The 24701-nt window shown below is 38.2% G+C and carries 24 protein-coding genes and 1 pseudogene; 11 read left to right on the top strand and 14 right to left on the bottom strand.

Annotation, left to right across the window (positions count from 1 at the left end; all coding sequences use genetic code 11):
- Nucleotides 1–90: 90 nt before the first annotated feature.
- Both ACM03V_RS12215 and ACM03V_RS12210 read right to left on the bottom strand, forming a co-directional pair.
- Nucleotides 91–1191, bottom strand: a complete 1101-nt coding sequence (locus ACM03V_RS12215) for a TRAP transporter substrate-binding protein (RefSeq protein ID WP_414621054.1) — start codon at nucleotides 1189–1191, stop codon at nucleotides 91–93.
- Between the two features lie 234 nt (nucleotides 1192–1425).
- Complete coding sequence (locus ACM03V_RS12210) at nucleotides 1426–2154, bottom strand: PEP-CTERM sorting domain-containing protein (protein WP_414621053.1); 729 nt, start codon at nucleotides 2152–2154, stop codon at nucleotides 1426–1428.
- Nucleotides 2155–2372: 218 nt separating this feature from the next.
- On the opposite strand from ACM03V_RS12210, the gene ACM03V_RS12205 reads away from it, so the two are divergent.
- The 9 genes from ACM03V_RS12205 (at nucleotide 2373) to ACM03V_RS12165 (ending at nucleotide 10999) form a co-directional block, all read left to right on the top strand.
- On the top strand, nucleotides 2373–2999 hold the full coding sequence (locus ACM03V_RS12205) for a DNA-3-methyladenine glycosylase family protein (RefSeq protein ID WP_414621052.1): 627 nt from the start codon (nucleotides 2373–2375) through the stop codon (nucleotides 2997–2999).
- A 35-nt stretch (nucleotides 3000–3034) separates the two neighbouring features.
- Nucleotides 3035–3499 (top strand): cupin domain-containing protein, encoded by a 465-nt coding sequence (locus ACM03V_RS12200; RefSeq protein ID WP_414621051.1) that lies wholly within the window; start codon nucleotides 3035–3037, stop codon nucleotides 3497–3499.
- 111 nt (nucleotides 3500–3610) lie between these two features.
- Entirely contained in the window at nucleotides 3611–4273 is a 663-nt protein-coding gene (locus ACM03V_RS12195) for an acetoacetate decarboxylase family protein (protein ID WP_414621050.1), read from the top strand.
- 46 nt (nucleotides 4274–4319) lie between these two features.
- Nucleotides 4320–4931, top strand: coding sequence for a methyltransferase family protein (locus tag ACM03V_RS12190; RefSeq protein ID WP_414621049.1), 612 nt, complete (start codon nucleotides 4320–4322; stop codon nucleotides 4929–4931).
- Nucleotides 4932–5065: 134 nt separating this feature from the next.
- Nucleotides 5066–5791, top strand: a complete 726-nt coding sequence (locus ACM03V_RS12185) for a hypothetical protein (protein ID WP_414621048.1) — start codon at nucleotides 5066–5068, stop codon at nucleotides 5789–5791.
- A 422-nt stretch (nucleotides 5792–6213) separates the two neighbouring features.
- Nucleotides 6214–6555, top strand: a complete 342-nt coding sequence (locus ACM03V_RS12180; protein ID WP_414621047.1) for an NfeD family protein — start codon at nucleotides 6214–6216, stop codon at nucleotides 6553–6555.
- A 247-nt stretch (nucleotides 6556–6802) separates the two neighbouring features.
- Nucleotides 6803–8170 (top strand): flotillin family protein, encoded by a 1368-nt coding sequence (locus tag ACM03V_RS12175; protein ID WP_414621046.1) that lies wholly within the window; start codon nucleotides 6803–6805, stop codon nucleotides 8168–8170.
- A 140-nt stretch (nucleotides 8171–8310) separates the two neighbouring features.
- Nucleotides 8311–9624: a flotillin family protein gene (locus ACM03V_RS12170; RefSeq protein WP_414621045.1), complete on the top strand. Its 1314-nt coding sequence runs from the start codon at nucleotides 8311–8313 to the stop codon at nucleotides 9622–9624.
- Nucleotides 9625–9841: 217 nt separating this feature from the next.
- Nucleotides 9842–10999 (top strand): RNA ligase, encoded by a 1158-nt coding sequence (locus tag ACM03V_RS12165; RefSeq protein WP_414621044.1) that lies wholly within the window; start codon nucleotides 9842–9844, stop codon nucleotides 10997–10999.
- A gap of 109 nt (nucleotides 11000–11108) precedes the next feature.
- On the opposite strand, the gene ACM03V_RS12160 is transcribed toward ACM03V_RS12165, so the two are convergent.
- Complete coding sequence (locus ACM03V_RS12160) at nucleotides 11109–12269, bottom strand: NAD(P)/FAD-dependent oxidoreductase (RefSeq protein ID WP_414621043.1); 1161 nt, start codon at nucleotides 12267–12269, stop codon at nucleotides 11109–11111.
- 336 nt (nucleotides 12270–12605) lie between these two features.
- Here ACM03V_RS12160 and ACM03V_RS12155 point away from each other — a divergent pair, with 336 nt between their 5' ends.
- Nucleotides 12606–12938: a KGK domain-containing protein gene (locus ACM03V_RS12155; RefSeq protein WP_414621042.1), complete on the top strand. Its 333-nt coding sequence runs from the start codon at nucleotides 12606–12608 to the stop codon at nucleotides 12936–12938.
- Between the two features lie 231 nt (nucleotides 12939–13169).
- On the opposite strand, the gene ychF is transcribed toward ACM03V_RS12155, so the two are convergent.
- Both ychF and ACM03V_RS12145 read right to left on the bottom strand, forming a co-directional pair.
- Nucleotides 13170–14258: a redox-regulated ATPase YchF gene (gene ychF, locus ACM03V_RS12150; RefSeq protein ID WP_414621041.1), complete on the bottom strand. Its 1089-nt coding sequence runs from the start codon at nucleotides 14256–14258 to the stop codon at nucleotides 13170–13172.
- 69 nt (nucleotides 14259–14327) lie between these two features.
- Nucleotides 14328–14495, bottom strand: a complete 168-nt coding sequence (locus ACM03V_RS12145; protein WP_414621040.1) for a hypothetical protein — start codon at nucleotides 14493–14495, stop codon at nucleotides 14328–14330.
- A gap of 762 nt (nucleotides 14496–15257) precedes the next feature.
- Here ACM03V_RS12145 and ACM03V_RS12140 point away from each other — a divergent pair.
- Nucleotides 15258–16751 carry an aminotransferase class I/II-fold pyridoxal phosphate-dependent enzyme gene (locus ACM03V_RS12140; RefSeq protein ID WP_414621039.1) on the top strand — a complete coding sequence of 498 codons (1494 nt, stop codon included), beginning with the start codon at nucleotides 15258–15260 and terminating at the stop codon, nucleotides 16749–16751.
- A 114-nt stretch (nucleotides 16752–16865) separates the two neighbouring features.
- Here ACM03V_RS12140 and ACM03V_RS12135 read toward each other — a convergent pair whose 3' ends face one another.
- The 9 genes and pseudogenes from ACM03V_RS12135 to ACM03V_RS12095 all read right to left on the bottom strand — a co-directional run bounded on the left by ACM03V_RS12135 (nucleotide 16866) and on the right by ACM03V_RS12095 (nucleotide 24682).
- A complete protein-coding gene (locus ACM03V_RS12135) occupies nucleotides 16866–17450 on the bottom strand; it encodes a hypothetical protein (RefSeq protein WP_414621038.1) in 585 nt (194 codons plus the stop codon).
- 48 nt (nucleotides 17451–17498) lie between these two features.
- Nucleotides 17499–18524, bottom strand: coding sequence for a glucokinase (locus ACM03V_RS12130; RefSeq protein ID WP_414621037.1), 1026 nt, complete (start codon nucleotides 18522–18524; stop codon nucleotides 17499–17501).
- 330 nt (nucleotides 18525–18854) lie between these two features.
- Nucleotides 18855–19502 carry a histidine phosphatase family protein gene (locus tag ACM03V_RS12125; RefSeq protein ID WP_414621036.1) on the bottom strand — a complete coding sequence of 216 codons (648 nt, stop codon included), beginning with the start codon at nucleotides 19500–19502 and terminating at the stop codon, nucleotides 18855–18857.
- Nucleotides 19503–19735: 233 nt separating this feature from the next.
- Nucleotides 19736–21148, bottom strand: coding sequence for a hypothetical protein (locus ACM03V_RS12120; protein WP_414621035.1), 1413 nt, complete (start codon nucleotides 21146–21148; stop codon nucleotides 19736–19738).
- Nucleotides 21149–21369: 221 nt separating this feature from the next.
- Complete coding sequence (locus ACM03V_RS12115; RefSeq protein WP_414621034.1) at nucleotides 21370–22485, bottom strand: LptF/LptG family permease; 1116 nt, start codon at nucleotides 22483–22485, stop codon at nucleotides 21370–21372.
- A 160-nt stretch (nucleotides 22486–22645) separates the two neighbouring features.
- Nucleotides 22646–23374: an LPS export ABC transporter ATP-binding protein gene (gene lptB, locus ACM03V_RS12110; RefSeq protein ID WP_414621033.1), complete on the bottom strand. Its 729-nt coding sequence runs from the start codon at nucleotides 23372–23374 to the stop codon at nucleotides 22646–22648.
- Nucleotides 23375–23395: 21 nt separating this feature from the next.
- Nucleotides 23396–23722: an LptA/OstA family protein gene (locus ACM03V_RS12105; protein ID WP_414621162.1), complete on the bottom strand. Its 327-nt coding sequence runs from the start codon at nucleotides 23720–23722 to the stop codon at nucleotides 23396–23398.
- Between the two features lie 15 nt (nucleotides 23723–23737).
- A pseudogene (locus ACM03V_RS12100) lies at nucleotides 23738–24214 on the bottom strand (LptA/OstA family protein); the annotation flags it as partial.
- A gap of 321 nt (nucleotides 24215–24535) precedes the next feature.
- On the bottom strand, nucleotides 24536–24682 hold the full coding sequence (locus ACM03V_RS12095; protein ID WP_414621032.1) for a hypothetical protein: 147 nt from the start codon (nucleotides 24680–24682) through the stop codon (nucleotides 24536–24538).
- Nucleotides 24683–24701: the final 19 nt, after the last annotated feature.

Raw genomic sequence — 24701 nt, 5'->3', positions numbered from 1 at the left:
TTTATCGCAACCGTTGGGAGACGTAGCACTGCTACGTCTCTACATTATTTTTTCCCAATTACCAATGCCCAATTACCAATTACCAATTCCCTATTTCTTAGTCACAAAATTAGCAAAACTATACTCATTAACGCGATTCCAGTTGTAAAGCTGCTCTCTAAAACCTTTCCACTGTTCGTAAATTTTCTTAAAAGTTGGATCTTGACTAGCGCTGGCTTCTAATTCTTGGATGGTGGCTTTTTGTGCTGCTTGTAAAATCTCGTCACTGTAAGCAACTAATTTTGTACCGCTTCGAGTTAAGTTAGTTAATGCTTCTCCATTCAAAGCTTCATACCTTGCAAGCATATCCATATTCGCTTCATAAGCCGCAGTTTTAAAGATTTGCTTGTATTCTTCGGGTAATTTTTCCCAAGCGCCACGGTTAACTAATACATCCAAACTTGAACCGGGTTCCCACCAACCGGGATAATAGTAAAATGGAGCGGCTTTATTTAAACCCAGTTTCTCATCATCATAAGGCCCAATCCATTCCGCTGCATCAATCGCACCCCTTTCCAAAGCTAAATAAATTTCTCCTCCCGGCAATACCTGCACGTTAACACCCAAACGCGCCATTACTTTTCCACCCAATCCGGGAATCCGCATTTTTAAACCTTTCAAATCGGCTACAGATTTAATCTCGCGCTTAAACCATCCTCCCATTTGAGTTCCGCTATTACCAGCAGGGAAATAAACAATATTAAATTTATCGTATATTTCCTGTATCGCTTTTTGTCCGTCACCGTAATACAGCCAAGCATTCTGCTGCTGTGCGGTTAAACCAAAAGGTACGGAAGTTGCAAAAGCCAAAGCGGGGCTTTTACCAATATAAAAATAACTCGCCGTATGTCCGCACTGTATGGAACCAGTTTGTACTGCATCGAGAACTTCAGTTGCACCTGCTAACTCTCCAGCAGCAAAAGGAGTTATAGTAAAACGTCCGTCAGTCATCTCCTTGACGCGCTTGGCGATCGTCTCCGGGCCGGTGTAAATTATTAGAGACTTAGGCCAACTTGTCGCCATTTTCCAGCGCACGTTAGGTAAACTTTTACCTGCCGCAGTTGTGTTACTACCACCACCACTACAGGAAACAATAGTTGCAGCAGTCGCACTTGTAATAGCAGCTTTCTTAATGATTTCTCTACGTTTCATATGGCTTATCTAAAAAAACCTTCCCAAAGTTATAGTTGTTGCATTTTAGAACAGATTTAGTGGGAAGATAAGCAATTTTTACACAACAGAATGGGGAATTGGAGATGGGGAGATGGGGAGATGGGGGGATGGGGAGACAAGGGGAAGATAACTCTTAACAATTACCAATTACCAATTACCAATTACCAATTACCAGTGCCCATGCCCAATTCCCTATGCCCAATCCCCCATGCCCTATGCCCTACTCCCAATCAAAAATCTAAAACCCATCAAACCAAAAAGACCAAATATCAAACTTGGTTCGGGTACGGATTTAGTTGGATTCATCGCAGAAGCAATCGGAAGTTGACGAATTGTAAAGGAATTATAGAAATCCTTTCCATCTAAATCATCGGGAACACCTAGCGAAAACGTAAAATCAACGCTTTCACCGGGTGCGACAGTACCATCAGACCAGTTAAGATTAAATGAACCATCGGGGTTGACTTGAGAGAATTTTGACGAAGTAAGTTGAACGTTATTAAAAGTAGGAATTGCAAAGCCGGGTGGAACTAAAATTACCGCAGGAGATGCAAAGTTATCTTCACCAAAAGGATTATCAGATTGAAACCCAATTTCAAAATTAAAGCCATTCCAAATTGAATCGGTACTATTTACAACTGTTTCGCTCAGTAAATACTCTGTAGTTCCACCAGAAGCTTCAACGAATAATTTGGTGTCAATGGGGGCTATTTCTTGGAAGGTTTTAGGAGTACAGGATAAACCGGGAAAGTTGTTAATTTGATTTCCATCACTATTGGGAAAAGCAGTATCCACAGGAGTTTGCACCTGCGTACAGAATACATCTCCTTGACCTGCACCCCCCGGAGGACTGATGCTAGTAATTATCCGAGCTTGTGCCGTGCTGCTAAAAGCTAGAGATATAGTTAAAGTCGTTGCCAGAGTTTTAATAATTTTTTTCATGAATGATGAAGTTTATCTTCAAAATCGGTTTGACTTTCATGGTATTCGCTGAGTCTAAAAAATACCACTTAATTCGGTATTTACTTAATAATTCGTCTAATAAACATGAAGCAAAGATCGAAAGGTATGGCTCCGCTAACGTAGTAAGAACTAAAGTTCTCTGAGGGTTAGAGCCACTTACTACAAACAAAAATCAAACAAGGCACAGATTTAGAAAAATGAATTTAAAACAACCGCTTACTGAAGAAACATTTACCCTGGGTTTAAAAGAACTTGCTACCAAAGACAAAGATTTTTTGATGGTGATTAATAAATGGGGAAATCCGCCAAAGTGGGAAGAAGATGCGGGTTTTTCGGGATTGGTGCGGACAATTTTAGGGCAACAGGTTTCCGTAAGCTCTGCAAGCGCTACCATGAAGCGTTTGTGTGAAACCGTCATACCCTTAACACCAGAAAACTTACTTGAATTTGATGATGCTCAATTAAAAGCCTGTGGAATCAGCCGTCAAAAAATAACTTATATAAAAGAGTTGGCGATCGCCCTTAGTCGTGGGGATTTAGATTTACAAAAATTAGCTGTTGCTGACGACACAACCATCAGAAACCAACTCAAGCCTATTAAAGGAATCGGCGATTGGACAATTGATATATATTTATTAATGTCATTACAACGCCCAGATGCTTTTCCCAAAGGCGATTTGGGAGTAATTCTTGCATACCAAAAGCTAAAAAAATTAGAAAAACGTCCCACAGCAGATCAACTTGAAATCATAGCCGAAAACTGGCGACCTTGGAGGGCGATCGCTGCTAGGATTTTATGGCACTATTATTTGAATGGGGAATAGGTAACTGATAACTGATAACTGATAACTGATAACTAATGATAATTAATCCTGAAGAAGTACCAATTGAAAATAGTACAGACTATCCAGATGAATTTAAGTCGATAGTAGCAGGAAGATTTCGGCAACGTTTGGGGAATTTTGCCGGGTTAAAAAACTTTGGCGTAAATCTCGTTAAGTTATCTCCTGGAAGCGCTTCTGCATTAAGACACTGGCATTCACATCAAGATGAATTTATTTATATTTTAGAAGGTGAACTTACATTAATAACCGATGCGGGGGAAGAAGTTTTGACACCGGGAATGGCTGCTGGATTTCCGGCGAATGAAGCCAACGGACATCATTTAGTAAATCGCTCAAATCGAGATGCGGTTTATTTAGAAGTTGGCGATAGAACATCAAATGATACTGTAAACTATCCCGACAAAGATTTAATTGCTAAACCTGGTGATGATGGGGAATCTAGTATTTTTACACGTAAAGATGGTACTGATTACTATTAGTGATTATTGATTATTGATACAATATCAAACTTTAGAACGAGGATAATGCAAATTAAAAAAAATATTATAAATATAGTAATCCAAAACAAAACATCCGTTGTTAAAATCCAAATGACTTATCCTCCCGCACCTTGGAATCTCAAAGGTTATGCATTCCAAACCTTACAATTAGTTGATATCGAGCAAGCTTCTAAGTTTGTTCCTTCAGAATTAGAAATAGTTTCGCTGTTACCGGGAAAAACTTTAGGAAGTATCTATATATCTTCTTACGAAAGCGGTTCGTTATTAACATACAACGAATTGATAGTAGTTCCAGGATTAGTACGCTATCAGGGAAAAATTGGCGGTTGGATTTCTCACATTTATGTTGATAATCCAGATTCAGTAGCTGGAGGTAGAGAAATTTGGGGATTACCTAAAGAAATGGCAGATTTTTCTTGGAATAACGGTAGTGTAAGCGTTAGTCAAAATAATCGCGAATTATGCAGTTTAAGCTATCAAAAAGGTTTCTTAAATCTTTCTACTTGGTGGCAACAAGAATTAAGTGTTGGTAGCTTTGCTGGTTTGGGTGAGGAATTACTCTATTTTGAAAATCAGTTTAAAACGCAAGTTGCTTTGATGGAAGGTAAATTAGAAATTCATCAAGACAGTTATTTTGCATCTTTGAATTTAGATAAACCGCTGTTTACTTTGAATTTACAAAAGCTAGAATTAATCGCTGGTGTTCCCAAAGTTGTAGGAGAAAAAGCACCAGAGTTAAGTTTTAACCGATAATAAAATATGTTTGTATTCGTTATCTGAAATTTTCACTAAGCAAATCATGAAACTCAAATACCCAATTAATCTGCATAAAGGATCAACATCTATATTTGTTCTAGCATTAATGGTAATCTATCAAAATTTTACTATTGGTGCTTGGGTTTATTTAGCACTTCACGGAACTTATGGGATATTATGGCTGTTGAAAGATCGAATTTATCCAGATAAACAATGGGAGCAAGAAGTTTCTCTAATAGCTGGAATATTTGGCTTTTTCTTTGTAAGCCTATACTGGGTAGCACCATTTATCTTAATAAGTAGCGGTACAATTCCTTCGCCACCATTGATTGCTGCGGCAATTTCTATCAATATATTAGGAATATTCCTCCACTACAGCAGCGATGCTCAGAAATACTACACTCTTAAATATAAATCTGGCTTGATAACAGAAGGGTTTTTTGCTCGCTGCCGCAATACTAATTATTTAGGAGAAATTTGTATTTATCTTGGTTTTGCTTTATTAGTTCAACATTGGCTACCATTTGCAATCTTAGGATTATTTGCAACGGTAGTTTTCGTTCCCAATATGCTTAAAAAAAATAAATCCTTATCTCGCTATCCAGAGTTTGAAGAATACAAAGCTAATTCTGGATTATTGTTACCTCAAGTTTAGGGAGATAATTCTCAAGCAGATACAGCAGAGGTTCAAGGTTAAAAATAATAACAAAAGTCTTGTTACAAGGCTCTGCTTTGTAATGATATTATAAGAGGCTCCGCCTCATTTTAAACTTAATTATTGAAGCTTGTATGAATATTAAAAATAGTTTCGATATCACCGTTTCAGAAACTTTGATTCAACGCTTGCAGCAAACTAAAAAAGCTGCAAAAGAAAGCCTAAATCATTTTACCGATAAAGCACAGCAAGTTAGCGATGATTGGCAGCAAACAGCAACTCAAAATACTGAAAATGCTGTAGATATATTTAATAATACTATAGAAAAAACTAAAGATTCTTTAGCAGAACATTTCCCACAAGTATCAGTACAAACTGCTGTGAATTCTTCGATAACAAATTGGTTTGAACAACATCCGGCTTTTTTAGGAATTATCAAATCGTTTAATTGGGCTGAAAATCATCCTATTATCAGTTTAATCCTTTTTATAGTTGGTTTAGCTATATTATGGACTGTTATAAAAGCAATCGGTCGTTTAATTGAAAAGGCGAGTTTATCAGTACTGCAAATACCTTTAAAATTGCTCGGCTCTTTAATTAAATATGGTTGGCGATCGCTCAGTCGGTTTAGTGTTTTTGCAGCTAAAAAATTTACCAGCAAAAAAGCGATTATAGAAAAACCAGAATTGCAATTAGAACAGCATACCGCCTTTGAAATAATTTCTTATAATAAGCAGCAAAGATTAAAAGATATTTCTGCAAGATTAGAACAAATTCAGGTGGAGCAACAAGAACTTTTAAAAGAAGCCGCAGATATTCTTGATTTAGAAAAAATAAGTACTATTACCTCACTACATTAGATATCTCCGGAAAACATTTATATGCTTTTAAATTTAGACGCAGAACCTAACCCCCAGCCCCTTCCCTGCCAGGGAAGGGGGGGTAATAAAGCCTCTCTCCCTATGGGGGAGAGGTTTGGAGAGGGGTCTTTTTTCATTTCCGGAGATGTCTATTAAATCTCTGAGTTCGTAGTAGCGCTACTACGAACCTTTATTACCCTCTTCCCCTTTTTATATTAAGTTTTGTAAAGATTATCGTTTTCATCCCGAAAACTCCAGATATAAAATTGTAGCTTTCAAATATAAGCGGTTACGCATAGTTTCAGATAGGTTCAACCGTGAAATTACCGTAAAAATGGATGACATTCAACAGTAAGCAGATTAAAGATAATAGTTAAACTGCAACTATTGACGTTGACTTTAAAGTTGGATACAAACAAACAATGATGAACTTATTCGTAGTTGCTCTAATTGCAATTGCTATCGGTATATTTTGCGGTGCTGTTATCGTCTTACTGATAGTCATCCAGCGTCGCCGACAAAAAGTAGATAGTATGCGTTCTACTAATAATTTAATCGGTCTTTATGGCACGGTAGAAGTTCCTTTTGATAATACTTGTAAAGGGAAAATTAGAGTAAATATACCGGGACAAGGTTCGACAGTTGATTTTATAGCCTGTACTGATGATTCTATAAGTTTTCAGCCAGGAGATAAAGTTTTTATTGTGCAAGTAAAGAAGAATCAATTATGGGTTATTAGCGAACAGTCTCTGAATAATACTTAGCGATTAAATATCTTTCAATACAGGGAACAGGGAACAGAAGAAAATCAAAATATTAATATTGATTATTTTTACTAACTTAGTACCGATCTGATACTTTTTGATTTATCTATCAAAGCTAATAAAATTATTGTAGCTTTTAGACTTTAATTGTCACTTTATTTAAGCTTACACTGCGGAGGACACAAGATATAATTTGCTACTAACTACTAACCACTAACAACTAACAACTAATAACTAACTTACAAAAATGTTTAAATCAGTCTTAAAGCAAGATGTTAAAAGCTTGCAAATCGCGCAAGTTGAAGCAAATCGTCCGGTAGAAATTCAGCAAAGTAATCTTGGTGGACTTTTTGGAACTAGTTTATTAATTGCTACGGGAATATTCAGTACCGTTTTAGCAGCTTGGTTTCTGCAATCCTGTTTATGTATTTGTAAACCGAATGAAGTACTGGTTATTTCTGGGCGTAAGCGCAAGACGAAGGATGGGCAAGAAATTGGATATCGCGTACTCTCTGGCGGGAGAGCGATTCGCATTCCTATTGTAGAGAAAGTTCGACGCATGGATGTAACTACTATGCCCGTACCAGTGGAAGTTAAAAATGCTTATTCTAAGGGAGGTACGCCGTTAAATATTCAGGCGATCGCTAATGTAAAACTTTCCAACAATCCTAATATTATCGGTAATGCGATTGAAAGATTTTTAAAAAGCGATAGAAAGGATATTTTACGGGTAGCGAGAGAAACGCTTGAGGGTAATTTACGCGGTGTTGTTGCAACTTTAACTCCGGAGCAAGTTAACGAAGATAGACTGCAATTTGCCGAAAGTATCACTTCTGATGTTAGTCGCGATTTAATGAAGTTAGGATTGCAAATCGATACTTTAAAAATTCAAAGTGTTTCCGATGATGTGGATTATTTAAGTTCGATTGGAAGAAAGCAGATTGCGGCGATCGTCAGAGATGCAGAAATTGCTGAATCCAATGCTCTGAGGGAAGCAGAAAGCATAGAATCGCAATGTCAGCAGGAATCAGAAGTCGCTAAAACTCAAAATCGCATTACTATTTTAGAGAAAGAAAACGAACTCAGAGAAATCAAAGCCAAATTAGAACAAAAAGCCCGCTCTGAAGAAGAAATTACCACCGCAACAGTCAGGGAAAAACAGGCTTTCTTCGAGCAGAAACTGCAACAATTACGAGCAGAATTAGAACGTCTGCGTTTAGAAGCAGATCAAGTATTACCCGCACAAGCACTACAGCAAGCCAAAGAATTGAAAGCAAAAGGACAAGCTTCTGTAATTGCCGAAAATGCCAAAGCAGCAGCTTTAGTTAACGAAATGCTTGCTCAAGTTTGGCAAGAAACCGATACTGATGTCTCCGAACTATTCCTGATTCAGCAGTTAGAAACTATTTTAAATGAAGCCGTAGAAATTCCCAAACGACTTTATTTAGGCAAAATTAACGTAGTAGATAGCGGTGACGGTAAATCTTTAGCAAGTCTAGTCAAAGTTTACCCAGAAATCCTCAATCAGTATCTAGAAAGCATCAATCAAACTTTAGGAATTGACGTATTAGGAACTCTTTCTGGAAACAAGAAGCGAGAGAGGGAGATGGGGTGATGGGGTGATGGGGAGACGAGGAGAGAGGGGGAAGAGGGGGAAGAGTGGGTAGAAAATTATTCTTAATTCTTAATTCCTAACTCCTAACTCTTTTCTATCCCCAATTACCAATTACCAATTACCAATTATTAGAGAAAATCATGTTACCACTTATCGGTTTATTTTTAGGAATTCTAGGTTTCGGTTCGAGTGCTGGCTATTGGTTGATTCGCTATTTTTATCATATTTGTCAGCCTAGTGAAGTACTTATTTTTGCTGGTGGTACTCATAAAACTTCTGATGGGCGGGAAGTTGGATATCGTTTGGTGAAGGGTGGAAGCAGTATTCAAACTCCTTTATTTGAACGTACTTTTCGGATGGATTTGGGTAACATTATTATTGACCTTGAGGTTGTTAATGCTTACAGTAAAGGTGGTATTCCTTTGAATGTTCAAGGAGTTGCTAATATTAAAGTTGCTGGGGAAGAGCCTACTATTCATAATGCAATTGAAAGATTGTTGGGTAAAAGTCAGCAGCAAATTAAACAGTTAGCTAAAGAAACTTTGGAAGGAAACCTTCGGGGTGTTTTGGCTAGTTTGACTCCGGAAGAAGTTAATGAAGATAAAATTGCTTTTGCTAAAAATTTGTTGGAAGAAGCGGAAGACGATTTAGAAAAATTGGGTTTGATTTTAGATAGTTTACAAATCCAGCAGATTTCTAGCGATACTAAATATCTGCAAGCTATGGGACGAAAACAACGTGCTGATTTGTTGCGAGATTCGCGAATTGCTGAAGCTGAAGCTCAGGCTAAATCGGCAATTTGTAGTTCTGAAAATGATAAACTTGTCGCTTTAAAACGTACTGAAAGAGATTTACAAATTGCAAAAGCCGAAGCAGAAAGAAGAGTTAGAGATGCTATTACCAAGCGGGTGGCAATGGTTGCTGAAGTGGAAGCTGAAGTTGGTGCTAATATTGTTAAAACTCAAGCGGAAGTTGCAGTACAGCACGAGCGCATCAAACAGGTGGAACAGCAATTAATAGCTGATGTTGTAGCACCAGCAGAAGCCGAATGTAAAAGAGCGATCGCCAAAGCTAAGGGTGATGCAGCAAGTATCATTGAAGACGGTAAGGCTCAAGCCGAAGGTACCAAAAAGTTAGCTGAATCCTGGCACAATGCCGGTAGTAATGCCAAGGAAATCTTCTTGTTACAAAAGTTTGATGTGTTACTTAAGGCAATGGCTTCAAGTATTCCAGAGTTGGAAGTGGAGAAGGTAACTATAATTGATAGCAGTCAAGGCAACAATGCGACTAAGATGGCATCTTTTATCGAGCAACTCCGTCAAACTACTGGTTTGGATGTGCCCGAAATTATTCAGAGTTTCATGGATAATCAATCTATCAAAAGTGCGGAAGTTCCTAATGCAAATCTTCCTAAAATAAAAATTCGGGAAGAGGGAACGGGAAAAGAATGGTAAAAACTTAAGTTGCTCAGAAACCCGGTTTATTTTGGGACTTACGCAACGCAAAGCCCCCCTTTTTAAGGGGGGTTGGGGGGATCTTAAAGTTGGGAATGCCTACTTTCCGGTTGCGGTTGCGTAAGTTCTGTATTTGAAAAAACCGGGTTTTTCTACTTGTAAAATATTGTACTACAATTATAGTACGCTAATTTTATATATTTATATAAGATATTCTATGGCAGAAATTACCTTTGAACAAATTGAAACAACTTGGGGAATACATCCAGCAAGAAGAATTCCTTTTGATGAACTTTATCAGGGGCTTTTAGTAAATGTCAAAGCGAGAAATATTGTTCGTGCTGTTGATGGTGATTTAGAACTTTTTAACTATACTACTCACGCACAATACAGCGCTAATTGGAATATTTTTACGTTAATTGCCAGGGGCTTAGTTATTGATGTTAAAAAGCAAGCTGTAATTGCGACACCTTTCCCAAAGTTTTTCAATTTTGGTGAAGCAAAAGTTTGGGGTGCTGACAAAGTATCTGGAGAAATTTTAGTTTATCAAAAGTACGATGGTTCTTTAGGTGTAGTGTTTTTTGATGGTGAAAAATGGCGGGTTGCTACGCGAGGTTCGTTTGATTCTGATGCAGCTATTTGGGGTCAAAAATGGTTTGATGAAAATATAGATCCTAGTTTCTTAGAAATTGGCAATACCTATCTTTTTGAAATTATTTATTTAGGGAATCGGGTTGTTGTACCTTATGATTTTCAAGGAATGGTTTTATTAAGTGCTTACGATTTGAGTGGATATGAATATACTCGGAAACGAGTTGAAAATTTGGCGGATAAACTTAAAATACGAGTTACCGAAGTAGAAAAGTTTGAATCCATTGATAATTTAGTTAAAGCAGCCCAAACCCTTGATAGGAATAGCGAAGGATGGATAATTCGGTTTGCTAACGGACATCGTTTGAAGATAAAAGGAGCAGAATATTGTCGTCTTCATCGTCTAACATCCAAAGTGACACCCTTAGCAATATGGGAAGTTTTGAAAGAGGGTGACGATTTGGAAGAAATACGAAAAGAGTTACCGGAAGAACATTTACAGGAATTCGATAAAATATGCTCTATTCTATCAGCTAAGTTGGAATCTCTAATTAAAGATGTTGCAGAAATCTGTCAGCGTAAACAACATCTTTCTGATAAAGATATCGGTTTGGCTTTGAATAAAGGCGAGTGGTTAGATGCTACCCCAATTAATCTAATAGAGAGAAAGTTTATATTTGCCGTTAGAAAACAAAATTTCTTGGATAACGTGCGTGAAGGAAGACACGGCTGTCGCAGAATGGCTTTTGAAAGCTTCCGCCCTGCGGGGAATTTATTGGATTAGCAGTTACCGAAAGCCCCCCTTTTTTAAGGGGGGGTTGGGGGGATCTTAATTTCTAGGTTATTATTTCTACTCTTTAAAAGTTTAAATACACAATTAATTTGATAACTGCTCACTTTTCACTGAAAAACCTTTGTGGAGACAAGTTATTAATAATTTCATCTTCATTACCAGCTAAATAGTTCGCAAAACGTCGCGCTAAAGGTGGAATAAATACTAAAGGATTGCTGAAACCTGAAAACACATGAATATTATGACTTTGAGTAACTTTGCCAATCAAAGGTAAATTATCTTTACTAAAAGTTACTAAACAATGATGGCAAGTTCCCGCTACATTTTTTAATTCAGGTAATACTTTACCAATATTTTCTCGCAGTGCAGCTTCACTTTTTACAGCATCTAAATCGGCTTCAGGATTTGTATTTACAAAACTAATTTGTCCTAACCGTAAACTTTTATTTTTAAATTGAACCGCACCTACATCCAAAATCCAACCAAGTTTATTATTATCGCGCCATAATTGATCGTTTTTACTAGATTCAGCTTCTAATTGAGAGCGTTTCAAATTTGCCGGCATTATTAACGTATTTAATCTCAAATCTACGGTTGGAGTTTCGATAATTTCTGCATGAGTAAAATATACTTGGATCGGAATACCGGATGTTTCAATTAACTTTCGGCTAAATCCACCAGCACAAACCACAATATTTTTACAGCTAAATGTATCGGTATTTGTTTTAACTAATAAATCTTCTGACTGTATTTCTAAAACTTGGCTAATTTGCATCTTTCCTCCAGCCAGCAAAAAAGCTTTGATATAAGCTTGTGTTGTTTTCTCTGGATGAATATGTCCGTGTTTTACAGTCAAAGCTCCAGATATTACTTCTCTATTTAATAAAGGTTCTAATTCACAAGCTTGATTAACATTGAGTAATTGCGGAGGTGTTGCAAAACGTTGGTAATTAGCAGCAATTTCTTCTGGATTGCTATCTTGAAAAATAGTTAATAATAAATCTAATTCGCGAAATTGAATATCACTATTTAATTCTTCTGGTAGACTTTGATAAAGTTTTTTTGATTCCTCACACAATTGACGAGTTAAAGAATCAGTACCGCTCCAAAAAGCCAAACCACCATAACTATAACGAGTAGCATTTTGTGGTGTGGTGTGTTGTTCTATTAAAAGTACCGAAAAGCCTTTTGTAACTAATTCATAGCTAAGTGCAGCACCCGCAATACCAGCACCAATAATAATAATATCGTAGGTTTTCATAGAAATATAGGGAGTAGGGAGTTAAGAGTTAGGAATTAATACTTTGTTTTGATTTTATATCGTTGTTGTTGAAAAGCGATAAATCAATAATAGGAATTTGAGACATATTGTTCGTAGTAAGGAATTTACTCCTTATTCTAAACTTTTTAGGCTCCTAAGATTACGGAGATAAAACCGTAGAGACGCAGAGGGCGCTGAGGAAGAAAATATAGAGAGGTAGGAGTAAGAAAGCGATAAATAACTTACTACGAACAAAATGCTTTTATCCGTATTTTCACTAATTGATGAATATAAAATTGCTGAATAAACTGAATTTACTGATTAACTGATTTTAATATGAAAGATACAAATATTTCTATTTCTTTAGATTGCGATGATGATGTAGTGCTTTTTGAAAAAGATACTTTTAAAGTAAGTCGATTGAAGGAGTTGATGAGAAGAGAAGTAATAAAGGAAACGCACTTCTATCATAATCATTTAGGACAAACACCTAAATTTTCAGCAATTACTATAGGAGAAGAAACAGTCAAATTTAATTACATCAAATATGAAATTATTAAAGACTGTCAAATTATTCAAGTTAATAATCAAGGCTGGCAGAAAGGAACACTAAATATTGAAATATGTATATCAACCGATGTTAAGAAACCCGACAAAATTAATCTATAATTCTTCCCCGAACAACCTATTCAACCAGAATCACCTCTAGATGATATGCGTGAGATGATTCAAACAAATTAATTTTTTTTACAAATAAAAGATGGTGCGTGACGCTATTTTCAAACTTGTAATTACTAACAAAATTTGTCGCAGCGTCACACACCCTACAAAATTATTAACCCGCGCAGGCGGGTTTTGCCTGTGTAGCCGTGGTTTCAACCGCCAGGTATTTTCAACCTGTTAATTAGTCAGAAATAACATTACATCACCTTCTTTAACAATATAAGCTTTCCCTTCAGCACGAACTAAACCTTTTTCTTTTGCTGCACCCAAGGAACCAGAGGTAACTAAATCTTCGTAACTAACGGTTTCTGCACGAATAAATCCTTTTTCAAAATCGCTGTGAATTACTCCTGCTGCTTGCGGTGCTGACATTCCGGCTTTTATTGTCCAAGCGCGAGTTTCTTTTTCACCAGATGTGAAATATGTCCGCAATCCTAATAAATCGTAAGTAGCGCGAATCAAAGATTTTAAACCACCTTCTTCTACACCCAAAGCTTCGAGAAAATCCTTTCTTTCTTGATCGGATAATTCTACTAATTCCGATTCTACCTGTGCGGAAACTATCACTACCTGAGCATCTTCTTGGGCTGCAATTTCTCGCACTTGCTCTACATATTCGTTTCCAGTTGACAAGTCATCTTCGGAAACATTGGCAGCATAAATAATCTTTTTCGCACTTAATAATGTCAAAGGTTTAATTAATTCGGCTTCTTCTTCGCTTAATTTCATCTGACGAACAGATTTACCTTCGTTTAAGTCTGCTGCAACTTTTTCAAGCACTGTCATTTCATATTGAGCATCTTTATTTGCCCTTGCTTGCTTGCGAGTACGATCCATGCGACGCTCAACTTGGGATAAATCTGCTAAAACAAGCTCCAAATTAATCACTTCAATATCTCTTGCTGGCCCCACCGAGCCAGAAACGTGGATTACGTCGTCATCTTCAAAACAACGCACCACGTGAACGATCGCATCAGTTTCCCGAATATTCGACAAAAACTGGTTTCCCAATCCCTCGCCCTTACTTGCACCCTTCACCAAACCGGCGATATCCACAAATTCCACACGAGCGGGGACAATTTGCTTTGCAGAAGAAATCTTCGCTAAAACTTCTAAGCGCTCATCCGGTACCGAAACAATGCCGACATTCGGCTCAATGGTGCAAAAAGGAAAATTAGCAGCTTCAGCCTTAGCATTCGCCACCACAGCATTAAATAAAGTAGATTTTCCTACATTAGGAAGTCCGACAATCCCGGCTCTTAGCATTTTGGATTTTAGATTTTAGATTTTGGATTTGTAGTTCACAGCATATCTTAAAGCTAAGAGCAAATTGTTTCAAACAGGTTTGGGAATTGGTTGCGGCTCCGGAGTCGGAACTGGTTGAGGCATAGGAGAAGGTACGGGTTCTGGTACTGGTGTTGGTGTCGGTTCGGGTGCTGGTGGTGGTGCGGGTGCTGGTGTCGGATTTGGCCCTGGTATGGCGATTAGTTTGGGAAAAATCATTTTTAATCAAGTTAATTCTTCTATTCCAACTTAAATAATTATTAGCCCCTTTAGCATCTTCCTAACAGACTATGCCGATTGGGCATGGGGCATTGGGCATTGGGCATTGGGTTAAAAGTACCTGATATCTTGCACCATTCTTAGTCAGCTTTCACAACCGCCTTGGAATAAATTCCCAGGCTAATAAGCAAAGTCTGATAAATCAGACTGGGTAAGAATTTTAGTGCGTTTTAACGTACTTTCTATATAAGCCTTGAAATTGATTTCTCTGCGAGAAAGCCTCCGGCTTACAAGGCGAGAATGTGGGCTTATTAAGAATAATGCAAGATGTGAAAAGTACTCAAGACAAAGATATTCTTAGAGCAAGGGAGTATTGGGTAGACTATGAAGAAAGTAAAAATGGCAACGAGTGATAGTTACCAAAATTATTTAGTAAGTAGGTAGGTACAATTAAATATGACTATGTAACAGAATGTAAAAAAAGCTGAAATCCTTGCGATTACTTCGTCGTACCTCCTCGTAATGACATCATTATAGTTATGTTTATTTACACCCAGGTACTTAGAATCTCTCAAAGATAGTGAAGAAGCTGCTGCTTATAAAGAAAAGTTAATAGAAATTGGGAAGTTGGTAATTGGTAATTGGTAATTGGGCATTGGGCATTGGGCATTGGGCATGAAAAAATTATGAGTTAGAAGTTAGAAGTTTTTTAGCTCTAAACTATTCCCTATTCCCCGTTCCCTGTTCCTTTAAATTCTCAACATGAATCAAAACCAAACTCCTCTACTCGATGCAATCATATCCAACGCCAAACGTCCCCATGCTGCCTTCTATACACCGGGACACAAGCAAGGAAAAGGAATTTCATCAAAACTGATAGAATATTTCGGTAAAGCTGTATTTAGCGCTGATTTAACGGAATTAACCGAATTAGATTGTCTTTTCGCTGCCGATGGTGTTATCCAACAAGCGCAACAACTCGCCGCCGAAGCATTTGGTGCAACACAAACTTGGTTTTTAGTTAATGGCTCCACCTGCGGAATAGAAGCGGCAATTCTGGCAACCTGTAGCGATCGCGATAAAATCATTCTTCCCCGTAACGTTCATTCTTCGGTAATTTCAGGTTTAATTCTTTCCGGTGCAATACCAATTTTTATTAATCCCGAATACGATGCAACTTTAGATATTGCCCATAGCATCACAATTCAAAGTTTAGAAAAAGCACTACAAAAACATCCCGATGCCAAAGCCGTGATCATGGTTTATCCCACATATTACGGCGTATGCGGAGATATTAAGGCGATCGCCAAACTCACCCACGAATACAATATTCCCTTAATAGTAGACGAAGCCCACGGCGCACACTTTGCCTTTCATCCCGAATTACCCATCTCAGCTTTAAATGCAGGAGCCGATTTAACCATACAATCCATTCACAAAACTCTCGGTGCCATGACTCAAGCATCGATGCTCCACGTACAAGGTAGCAGGATAAATATTAACCGCATCAACAAAGCCTTACAACTCACTCAGTCAACCAGCCCCAGCTATTTACTATTAGCTTCCCTAGATGCAGCACGGCAACAAATAGCACTCCAAGGCAAAGAATTATTAACTCAAACCTTACAGCTAGCACAAGAAGCCAGAAACCGTATTAACAAAATTTCAAGATTATCAATTTTAAACTTCCCCCCATCCCCCCATCCCCCCATCTCCCCCTCTCCCTCTTCCTTAGACAAAACCCGCTTAACCGTAACCGTTTCCGAATTAGGAATAACTGGGTTTGAAGTAGAAGAAATTTTAGATGAGAAATTTAACGTAACACCAGAATTCGCTTCGTTGAAAACTGTCACATTTATTATTAGCTTGGGTAACACCGCAGAAGATATAGAACAATTAGTAAAAGCTTTTATTACCCTAGCCAAAGAATATAAAAAACCCCTTCTCGCAGTTGAGAAAGGGTTAGAAAATAATCATCAAGAGGCAGAGCCTTTAAAACTTGGTTCCCAGAATTTCGCATTATCTCCCCGTCAAGCATTTTTTAGTTGTACAGAAACCGTACCCATCAAAGAAGCAATTAATCGTATCAGTGCTGAAACCATTTGTCCCTATCCTCCTGGAATTCCTTTATTAATCCCCGGAGAAATCATAACTTCCACAGTTGTGGAACATTTATTAAATGTGAAAGCTATGGGAGGATTGATCGGTAATTGTGCTGATACGAGTTTGCATACTTTAAAAGTGGTAGAAGAGTGAGGGGGGAGATAGGGAGAAATAATTACTAACTCGCTACTTTCTACTCCTAACTCCTAACTCCTCATTTTTAACCTTTAACCTTTAACCTTTAACCTCTAACCTTTGACCTGTTTTTCACCTTCTCAAAACCACTTGAAAAGAATTCAAATATCCGCGAATGCTTTTACCAAGGTATTTTTCTTGTTCTTCGGTGGTGATTACCATTGCTTGATATAAACGCCCTTCAGCAAAAAACATCCGGTTTCTAGTAATTTTTCCGGCAGAATTGACGTATTCGATTTCTTGCCCAGGCTGATTGTTGTAGCTACGAATGTCTTGTTGACTGACTAATCTGGATTTAGTGGTTTTTAGCGCCATATCCCGCGCATTATTCAGCACTACTTGGGGATCTGCGAGTTTACCGTAACTATGGGGAAAGTCGTTGTAAGCCACGACGTAAGCTACTTGCTGTTTTTCAGGTTTGGCGAGAAAGATATTTAAGTTAATTTCCCCCATAAATGTTTTCTTAGTTTCGCTCATGGATTTAGGCATTCCCGGCATTAATACCTTAAAACTGCCATCGGGGGAATTAAATATTTTCCATTGTGACTTCTTGGCTGCTTGCGCTGTAGCTGTTTGCTGCTTGTTTACTTCTACTGCTGCGAAACTGCTAAACACCAAACCGGCGGCGATTAGGGGTAAGAAAGCTTTTTTTGTCATAGTTATTGCTTAAGAAGATGCTGATATTACTTATCTGGTTCGCTCCCGTTATAACCTAGAAGCACTAATAGCAGCACCTATTAAACCAACTTGCGAGTTAAGAATTATATGTACGGGTATGTCTTCCAAAATGCTTCGCATTCTACCTTTGCTACTGAAATTCAGCATAAAACTACCCTCTTGCATCAAGGGAAGTATTTTGGCTGCGATTCCACCAGCGACGTATAAACCACCGTAGGGTAATAGTTTTAACGCTAAATTTCCGGCTTCGGCTCCGTATATTTCCACGAATAACTGCATGGTTTGCTCGGAGAGGCGATCGCTCTTTTTAACGGCAGCCGTACCAATTGCCGCACCTGGATCTACGCTTTTTTCTTTTCCTGCTTCTCGTTCCCACGTTGTCACCACTTGAGCAATTTCTGGCGATTCAGCAGCAATTTTTCTATCTCGCATAAATTCATAAATTGATACTATTCCCATACCGGAAACTACTCTTTCTACCGATACCCGCTGGATATCGTGTTTATCAAGCAGATATTTCAACAGTTGAAATTCTAATTCTTTACGGGGAGCAAAGTCGGAATGTCCCCCTTCTGAAGGAAATATCTGATACATATCTCCGGCTTTAATTAAAAATCCTTGTCCCAAACCAGTACCCGCACCAAGAATACCAATCGGTGCTTCAAGATTCGGTTTACCTTCTTGCAAGGTTAATATATCTTCTTTTTTCAAACCTAAAATACCATAACCAACCGCAGCAAAATCATTGATTAAAGTAACGTGGGCAATACCCAATTGTTCTTGCAAGCGGGAACTATCCAGAAACCAAGCTAAATTGGTCAACTTCGCAGTATTGTTAACTACAGGGCCAGCAATTGCAAAACAAGCTTTTTGAGGAATATCTTTTGTATTTGCTGCGGCTAAAAACTGCTGTACTATCGGCACTAAATCGGCAAAATCTTTACTTGAATAACGTTCTTCATGCAAAGTACGTAATACAGGCTTTTCCGACGCTTCAACCAAGCGCAAAATAGTTTTCGTACCGCCGATATCACCCGCTAATAATAATGTCATAGTTAGTTGTTGGTTGTTAGTGGTTAGTTGTTAGTTGCTTGCTGTATATCAGCATAAGCCAGTTTACTGATTCCTAGACTCTGGCTGGGAACCAATATGCATGAGGCTCCGCCTCCTTTATGCTAGTACTCCACCACATTAATTTTAAAGGGTTCGTAGTACCGAATTCCGAAGCTGGAGGCGAGTACAGCGCTACTACGAACAATGATTTACCCAACAGAATTAATATGGTTGACTACTAAAAATACGTTACAAGTCGGAGGCTTGTAACGAGAAAAAAACTCCTAACTCCTAACTATTACCAATGCCCAATCCCCAATGCCCTAATATTCAATTAAATCTGACCACTTCTTCAACTTCTGTCAAATGAGAAGTATCTCCAGTAAGTTCCAATAACCAATCTGGCTCTTGATGAACGATTTTCACCAAGCTGCACAAGGAAGCTTTGACTTTTCCTATAGCCGAATTCCCGACAAATCCCATCGCAGCACCCAGTACCGATGCACCATGAGCGATTAATAAAATATTTTCTGGAGAATATTCACTTGCCAAACATCTGGCAGTTTGTGCCGAGCGTTGGCGCATTTGTTGGCGAGTTTCGGGATAATTAACTGCTATTTGTGGCGTATAGCTAACGTCAATATAAGGATATATTTCTAATAATTCTTGCATTGAATGTCTTTCTGGTTCTTCAGTCATCCACTTAGGATTTAACCATTCACTCAATCCCGTTTCTAACTTTATCGGTAAATCCAGAACTGATGCAACTGCACTTGCTGTTTGTACGGTGCGTAAAAATGGAGAAGCAAAAATGTGATGAATTTTTTCTGTCTTGAGACGATTTGCTAATTGCTGTGCCTGTACCATACCATCATCTGATAGCGGTGGATCGTAACGTCTTTCCGCTGTTAAAAACCAGTCGGGGTTTACAAAGTCAAGACGATTGGCGTGTCTGGCTATCCAGATGATTTGCGACATTGAGATAAAAGCTGAAATTCATGCAGAATAAATATTATCGCATTAATTGTAATATCTTTTAATATTCTTTGTGCAAGGATTGATCGATTAGGTGAGCGGATTAATTGTATCTGCCGAATTGCGTTGGGCGGGTTCCCCGACAAAAGCGGCAACGTGCGGTTTCAACCGCCAGGTACTCTTCCTATTCCCCAATACATTTGGTAGACGCTGACAACATTAGTTAACAAAATTAATTAATAACCATATCCGTTATTAGGATACTGTATTTGATTTTGCGGAGAATATGGTGAATTAAACTGCTGCACGTTGGGTTGTTGGAAACCTGTATTTATATTGTTATTTGGTGCAGTATAAGTATTACGGTTTGCTGCGCTAGGGAAATCCTGATTAACTAATTTATTGTAGATATTGTTAATTCTTGTTTGTGTTTGCGGGCTATATCCATTAACGCTTGTTTGAGTATTATTAAAGTTGTTATAGGGATTTTGTACCCGATTATTTGCAGGTGCTTGATTCCCATTAAAGTTGCTGTAAGGATTTTGCTGGGGATTATTGTTGAAATTATTGTTGAAATTATTGTTGGGTGTCGGTTGAGTGTAGTTGTTTCCAGGTATTTGAATATTGTTAAAGTTGCCGTAGGGATTTTGAGATTGATTGTTTAATCCCGGCTGAGTGTAATTATTTGCCGGATTTTGATTGTTGTTAAAATTGCCGTAGGGTTGAGATTGAGTATTTAATCCCGGTTGAGTGTAATTATTTGCAGGAAATTGATTGTTGTTAAAGTTATCGTAGGGTTGAGATTGATTGTTAAATCCTGGTTGAGTGTAATTATTTGCCGGATTTTGAGTTTGAGTATTTAAAGGTTGATTAAAAAGATTTGTATTAACAAGGTTGGAAGTTTGACTTTGAGGCAGATTTTGATTAGCTGATGAATTCTGCGGAGGTGCCTTTTGATCGTTTTGGGATAATGTATTTTTTGGTGAATTTTCTTGGATTTGTTGATTTTTATTAGATTGATTTATTGCTTTTTGCAAAACACTTTCAGAATTAGCAGAATTACTATTATTAATGCCTAAATTAAATGAGTTTTGAGAAGTTTGTGAATCAGTAGAAAATGGAGACAAAGTATTTACATTTCCGTTTGTATTGCCGGTATCAAACTGAAATTTTAATAAATCTTCAGCTTGTTTCAAAAATGGATTTTGCTGCGATGTTGATGGAGTGTTAGCTGTTTGCGATTGAGTTGTATTTGGGTTGATTTCGTTTGCTTCCTGACTTTTCTCAGCTAAATCCAATATCTTATTTAATTGAGCATCGTTTTGCTCTTTAATTTTCTTACTATCGTTAAGATTTGTGGTTATAGGTATATTTGCCTTTTGTTTATCGTAATCAAGCACCGATAAATTATCAATATCAGCAGCAATAGCTCTATCTTCCTCAGAAAGCGAGGATTGATTTGATGGTGTCAATGACGGTGCTGATTGATTTTGGGTAAATTTCAGAAAATCAGGATTAGTCCAGTATTCTTTAACTACAAATCCTAAACACGATAAAAAAACCAGCGCTGCTAAAAAACTAGGACGAGTAAAAATTGATAATCGAGCCTTAAGGTAGCGTAAGCGAGGAGAACGGTGAGAACGTGACATGAGCAACTTAAAATGAGATTATTCCTTAATCGTAACCTTTTAAAAATGCCTACGTCATAATTCCTATATAGATTATTGTTAAATATTTGACTTATGTATTGATTTTTACATTGAATTAAGAATGATGGGCATTGAGCATGGGGGATTGTGCATGGGGCATTGGTAATTGGTACTACTAACTCCTAACTCCTAACAACTAACCACTAACCACTAACTTCCCCTTACCGTTTTGCAACTCTTCCTAATAAAAATAAACCGATTCCTAATCCGAAAAAGTTGGGAAACCAAGCTCCAACAAACGGAGAAAAAACACCAGCTTGCGCTAATCCACCGCTAATAAAACTGAATAAATAGTAACCAAAAATAATTATTACGCTAATACCAAAACTTTTTGCAGAACCAGTTCTTCCTGGTATGCTTCCCATTGTGGCACCAACTAAGCCAAAAACCATACAAACAAATGGTAAGGCAAATTTCTGCTGAATTCTAACCTCAAGTTTGCGAATTTTTTGTTCGTCACCGCGCAGCTTTTCTACTTCTAATTGTTCTAATGCTTGGAGAATATTCATTTCCCCGTAATCGCGGCTTTCTTTTGCTAAATCTAATGGAGTGCGGGGTAATTTTAACTGTTGACGTTCAAAGCGGACAATATTGCGATAAGATTTGTCTGGAGATATTAAATAAATAGTACCGTTATAAAAGTCCCAAACATTATCTTTTACGTTCCATTCTCCCGATTCTGCCTGAAGAATTTGACTAAAATCGTCTTGAGAACGATCGATAATTGTTAGACCTATCATCGTCTTACCATCAAATTTATCGGCATAAAATAGCCGCGATAAAACCTTTTCTTTACTACCGTCTTCTCGCTTAACTTTTTTGAATTCAGGATAAATTAAATTTTCTCTTTTAAAAGAAGGTTGTTCGGTTTTTAAAGCTTTTCGCATCGTCAAAGTCGCTTGGTACTTTGCCGCTGGTGCAATCTGCTCGTTAAATAAAAATGTTAATCCAGTTACCAGAAAACTTAAACATACAGCTGTCGCCACCATCCGATAAACGCTAACGCCACAGCTACGCAATGCAGTCAATTCGCTTTGACTAGAAAGACGACTGTAAGTCATTAAAGTAGCTAACAGCGTAGACATCGGGAAAGCTAAAACAATAAATTCGGGGAAATTTAAAACAAAAACTCTAGCAGCTATCCCAACAGGTAGCCCAGATTCCACTACCTTACGTACCAATTCAAAAACCGCACCAATTGATACTCCCAACGAAGAAAAAGCAGCAACACCGAATAAAAATGGCGGTATCATTTCCCTGGTTAGATACCGATCCATGATCGAAATCGGCAGCAACGAAAAAGAACTTGTAGATTTGTATGGCATCAGTGAACAGTTATCAATTATCAGTTATCAGTTATCAGTTATCAGTTAAGAGTTGGGAGTTGGGAGTTACCAATTACCAATGCCCAATGCCCGATGCCCTATTCCCAATTTATTAAACTTGAAAATTTTCACCTAAATAATATTGCCTTACAAGAGGGTTATCATAAAGTTCGTCGGAGGAACCGGAGGCTAGTATTTCTCCTTCGCGCATGATATAACCTCTATCGGTAATGTCAAGGGTTTCGCGGACGTTGTGATCTGTAATTAGGATTCCCATGTTGCGATCGCGAAGTTGTGCAATAATTCCTTGAATTTCGGCAACTGCGATGGGATCGACTCCAGCAAAGGGTTCATCTAAAAATAAAAATGAGGGGCCATTCCTTCCAGACGCTAAGGCTCTAGCTAATTCAGTTCTGCGTCTTTCTCCTCCGGAAAGTTGAATTCCTTTACTGTTAGCAAGTTTTTCTAAGCTAAATTCTCGTAAAAGTTGATAAAGGCGTACATCCCATTCCCGACGCGGTACTTGGGTTTGTTCAAATACTAATAAAATATTTTCCCTGACGGTTAATTGACGAAAAACGCTGGCTTCTTGCGCTAAATAACCAACACCAAGACGTGCCCTGCCATGCATCGGAATACTAGTAACATCGCGGTTATCAAGCCAAACCGTGCCTCGATCTGGTCTTTCTAAACCAGTTGCAATATAAAAAGTCGTCGTTTTACCAGCACCATTAGGTCCTAATAAACCGACGATTTCACCGCTCGCTACTGTTAGGTTGACGCGATTAACAATAGTTCGCTTACCGTAGGATTTGTGAATGTTTTCTAAAACAATTTTCACGATTTGCGCTCGTATTTTTCTTTAATTATTACGTCTTAAGTTTGGTGTGGAAGGGGCTTGATTAGATTGAGTAGGAACATCATCTACAATGTATATAGACTCTACTCGACCACCGCTTTTAGGTGAAGCGACAAATCTTCCTTCATCAACTAAATAAGTAACTGTCTCTCCCCGAATGCTATTTTTACCATCTTGCAAAATATACACGCCACCACTAAGGATAATCCGACGTTCCCGATTAAAAAATTGTGCTTGAGCAGCCGTTGCCTTAATCTGACGAGAGGGATATGAAAGCTGTACGTTACCACGCCCGGTAGCTATCTCAGTATTGGAATTGTATTCTTGCAAGTCCGCACGGATAGTAAGAGGGCCATTATTTGCCGCTGCCTGGTTACGAGCATTTGCATTATCGTCTACAACATAAGTAGACACTACTTGACTACCGCTTTTAGGTGTAGCGATAAATCGTCCTTCATTAATCAAATAGCTGGCTTTGTCTCCTCGAATGCTATTTTTACCCCCTTGCAAAATATACACGCCACCACTGAGGTCAATTTGACTTTGCCGAAAAAAATATTGTCCTTGCGCTGCTGTCGCTTTCAACTGACGAGCCGGATAGGTAATTTGTACGTTGCCGCTTACAGAAACTATCTCATTTTTAGCATTGTATTCTTGTTGCTCAGCACTGATACTAAGAGCGCGATTATCTGACGAAGTTTGGGCTGTAGCAGTTTGTAGCCTCGGAGGAAGCACTACCGCGCCACACAGCGCAACAGGCAGCATTAAAGCCAAACCCAAGCGGCGTAATTGAAATTTAGGCAATCGGTAGTTGTATGTCATAGCAGTGTAGGAGTGATAATTTTAACTCGTACTTTAATTATCTCAAGTACTAAATAAAAAGGTTATATATACTGGCGATCGACTATTTAATAACAAATAAATAATCTCCACAATACCTGACGCTTCAATAACTGCCAAAGTTTCGCTCTTTCAGTTAGGAGTTATGAGTTACGAGTAGCAAGTAGCGAAATAGTTATTTATCCCCTTGTCCCCTTGTCCCCTTGTCCCCTTGTCCCCTTGTCCCCTTGTCCCCTTGTCTCCCCATCCCCCCATCCCCCCATCCCCCCATCTCCCCCTCTACCCCATCACCCCATCACCCCATCAATCTTGCTCAACTCGCACAACCCTCGGAAGAGGTAAAGTCTCTGCTTCAAAGGAAGAAGAATCAATTTGTTCGAGTTGTTTTTGCTGTAGCGCTTTTAATAAAGCTATGCTGGTTGAGTCGATGGGGAGTATTATCTCCCGCACCTCTCAGTTAGATCCGGAC

Source organism: Calothrix sp. CCY 0018 (assembly GCF_963920925.1).
Lineage (GTDB): Bacteria > Cyanobacteriota > Cyanobacteriia > Cyanobacteriales > Nostocaceae > Rivularia.
Note: the sequence above shows the minus strand (reverse complement) of the source record. Positions and strands in the feature narration are given on the sequence as shown.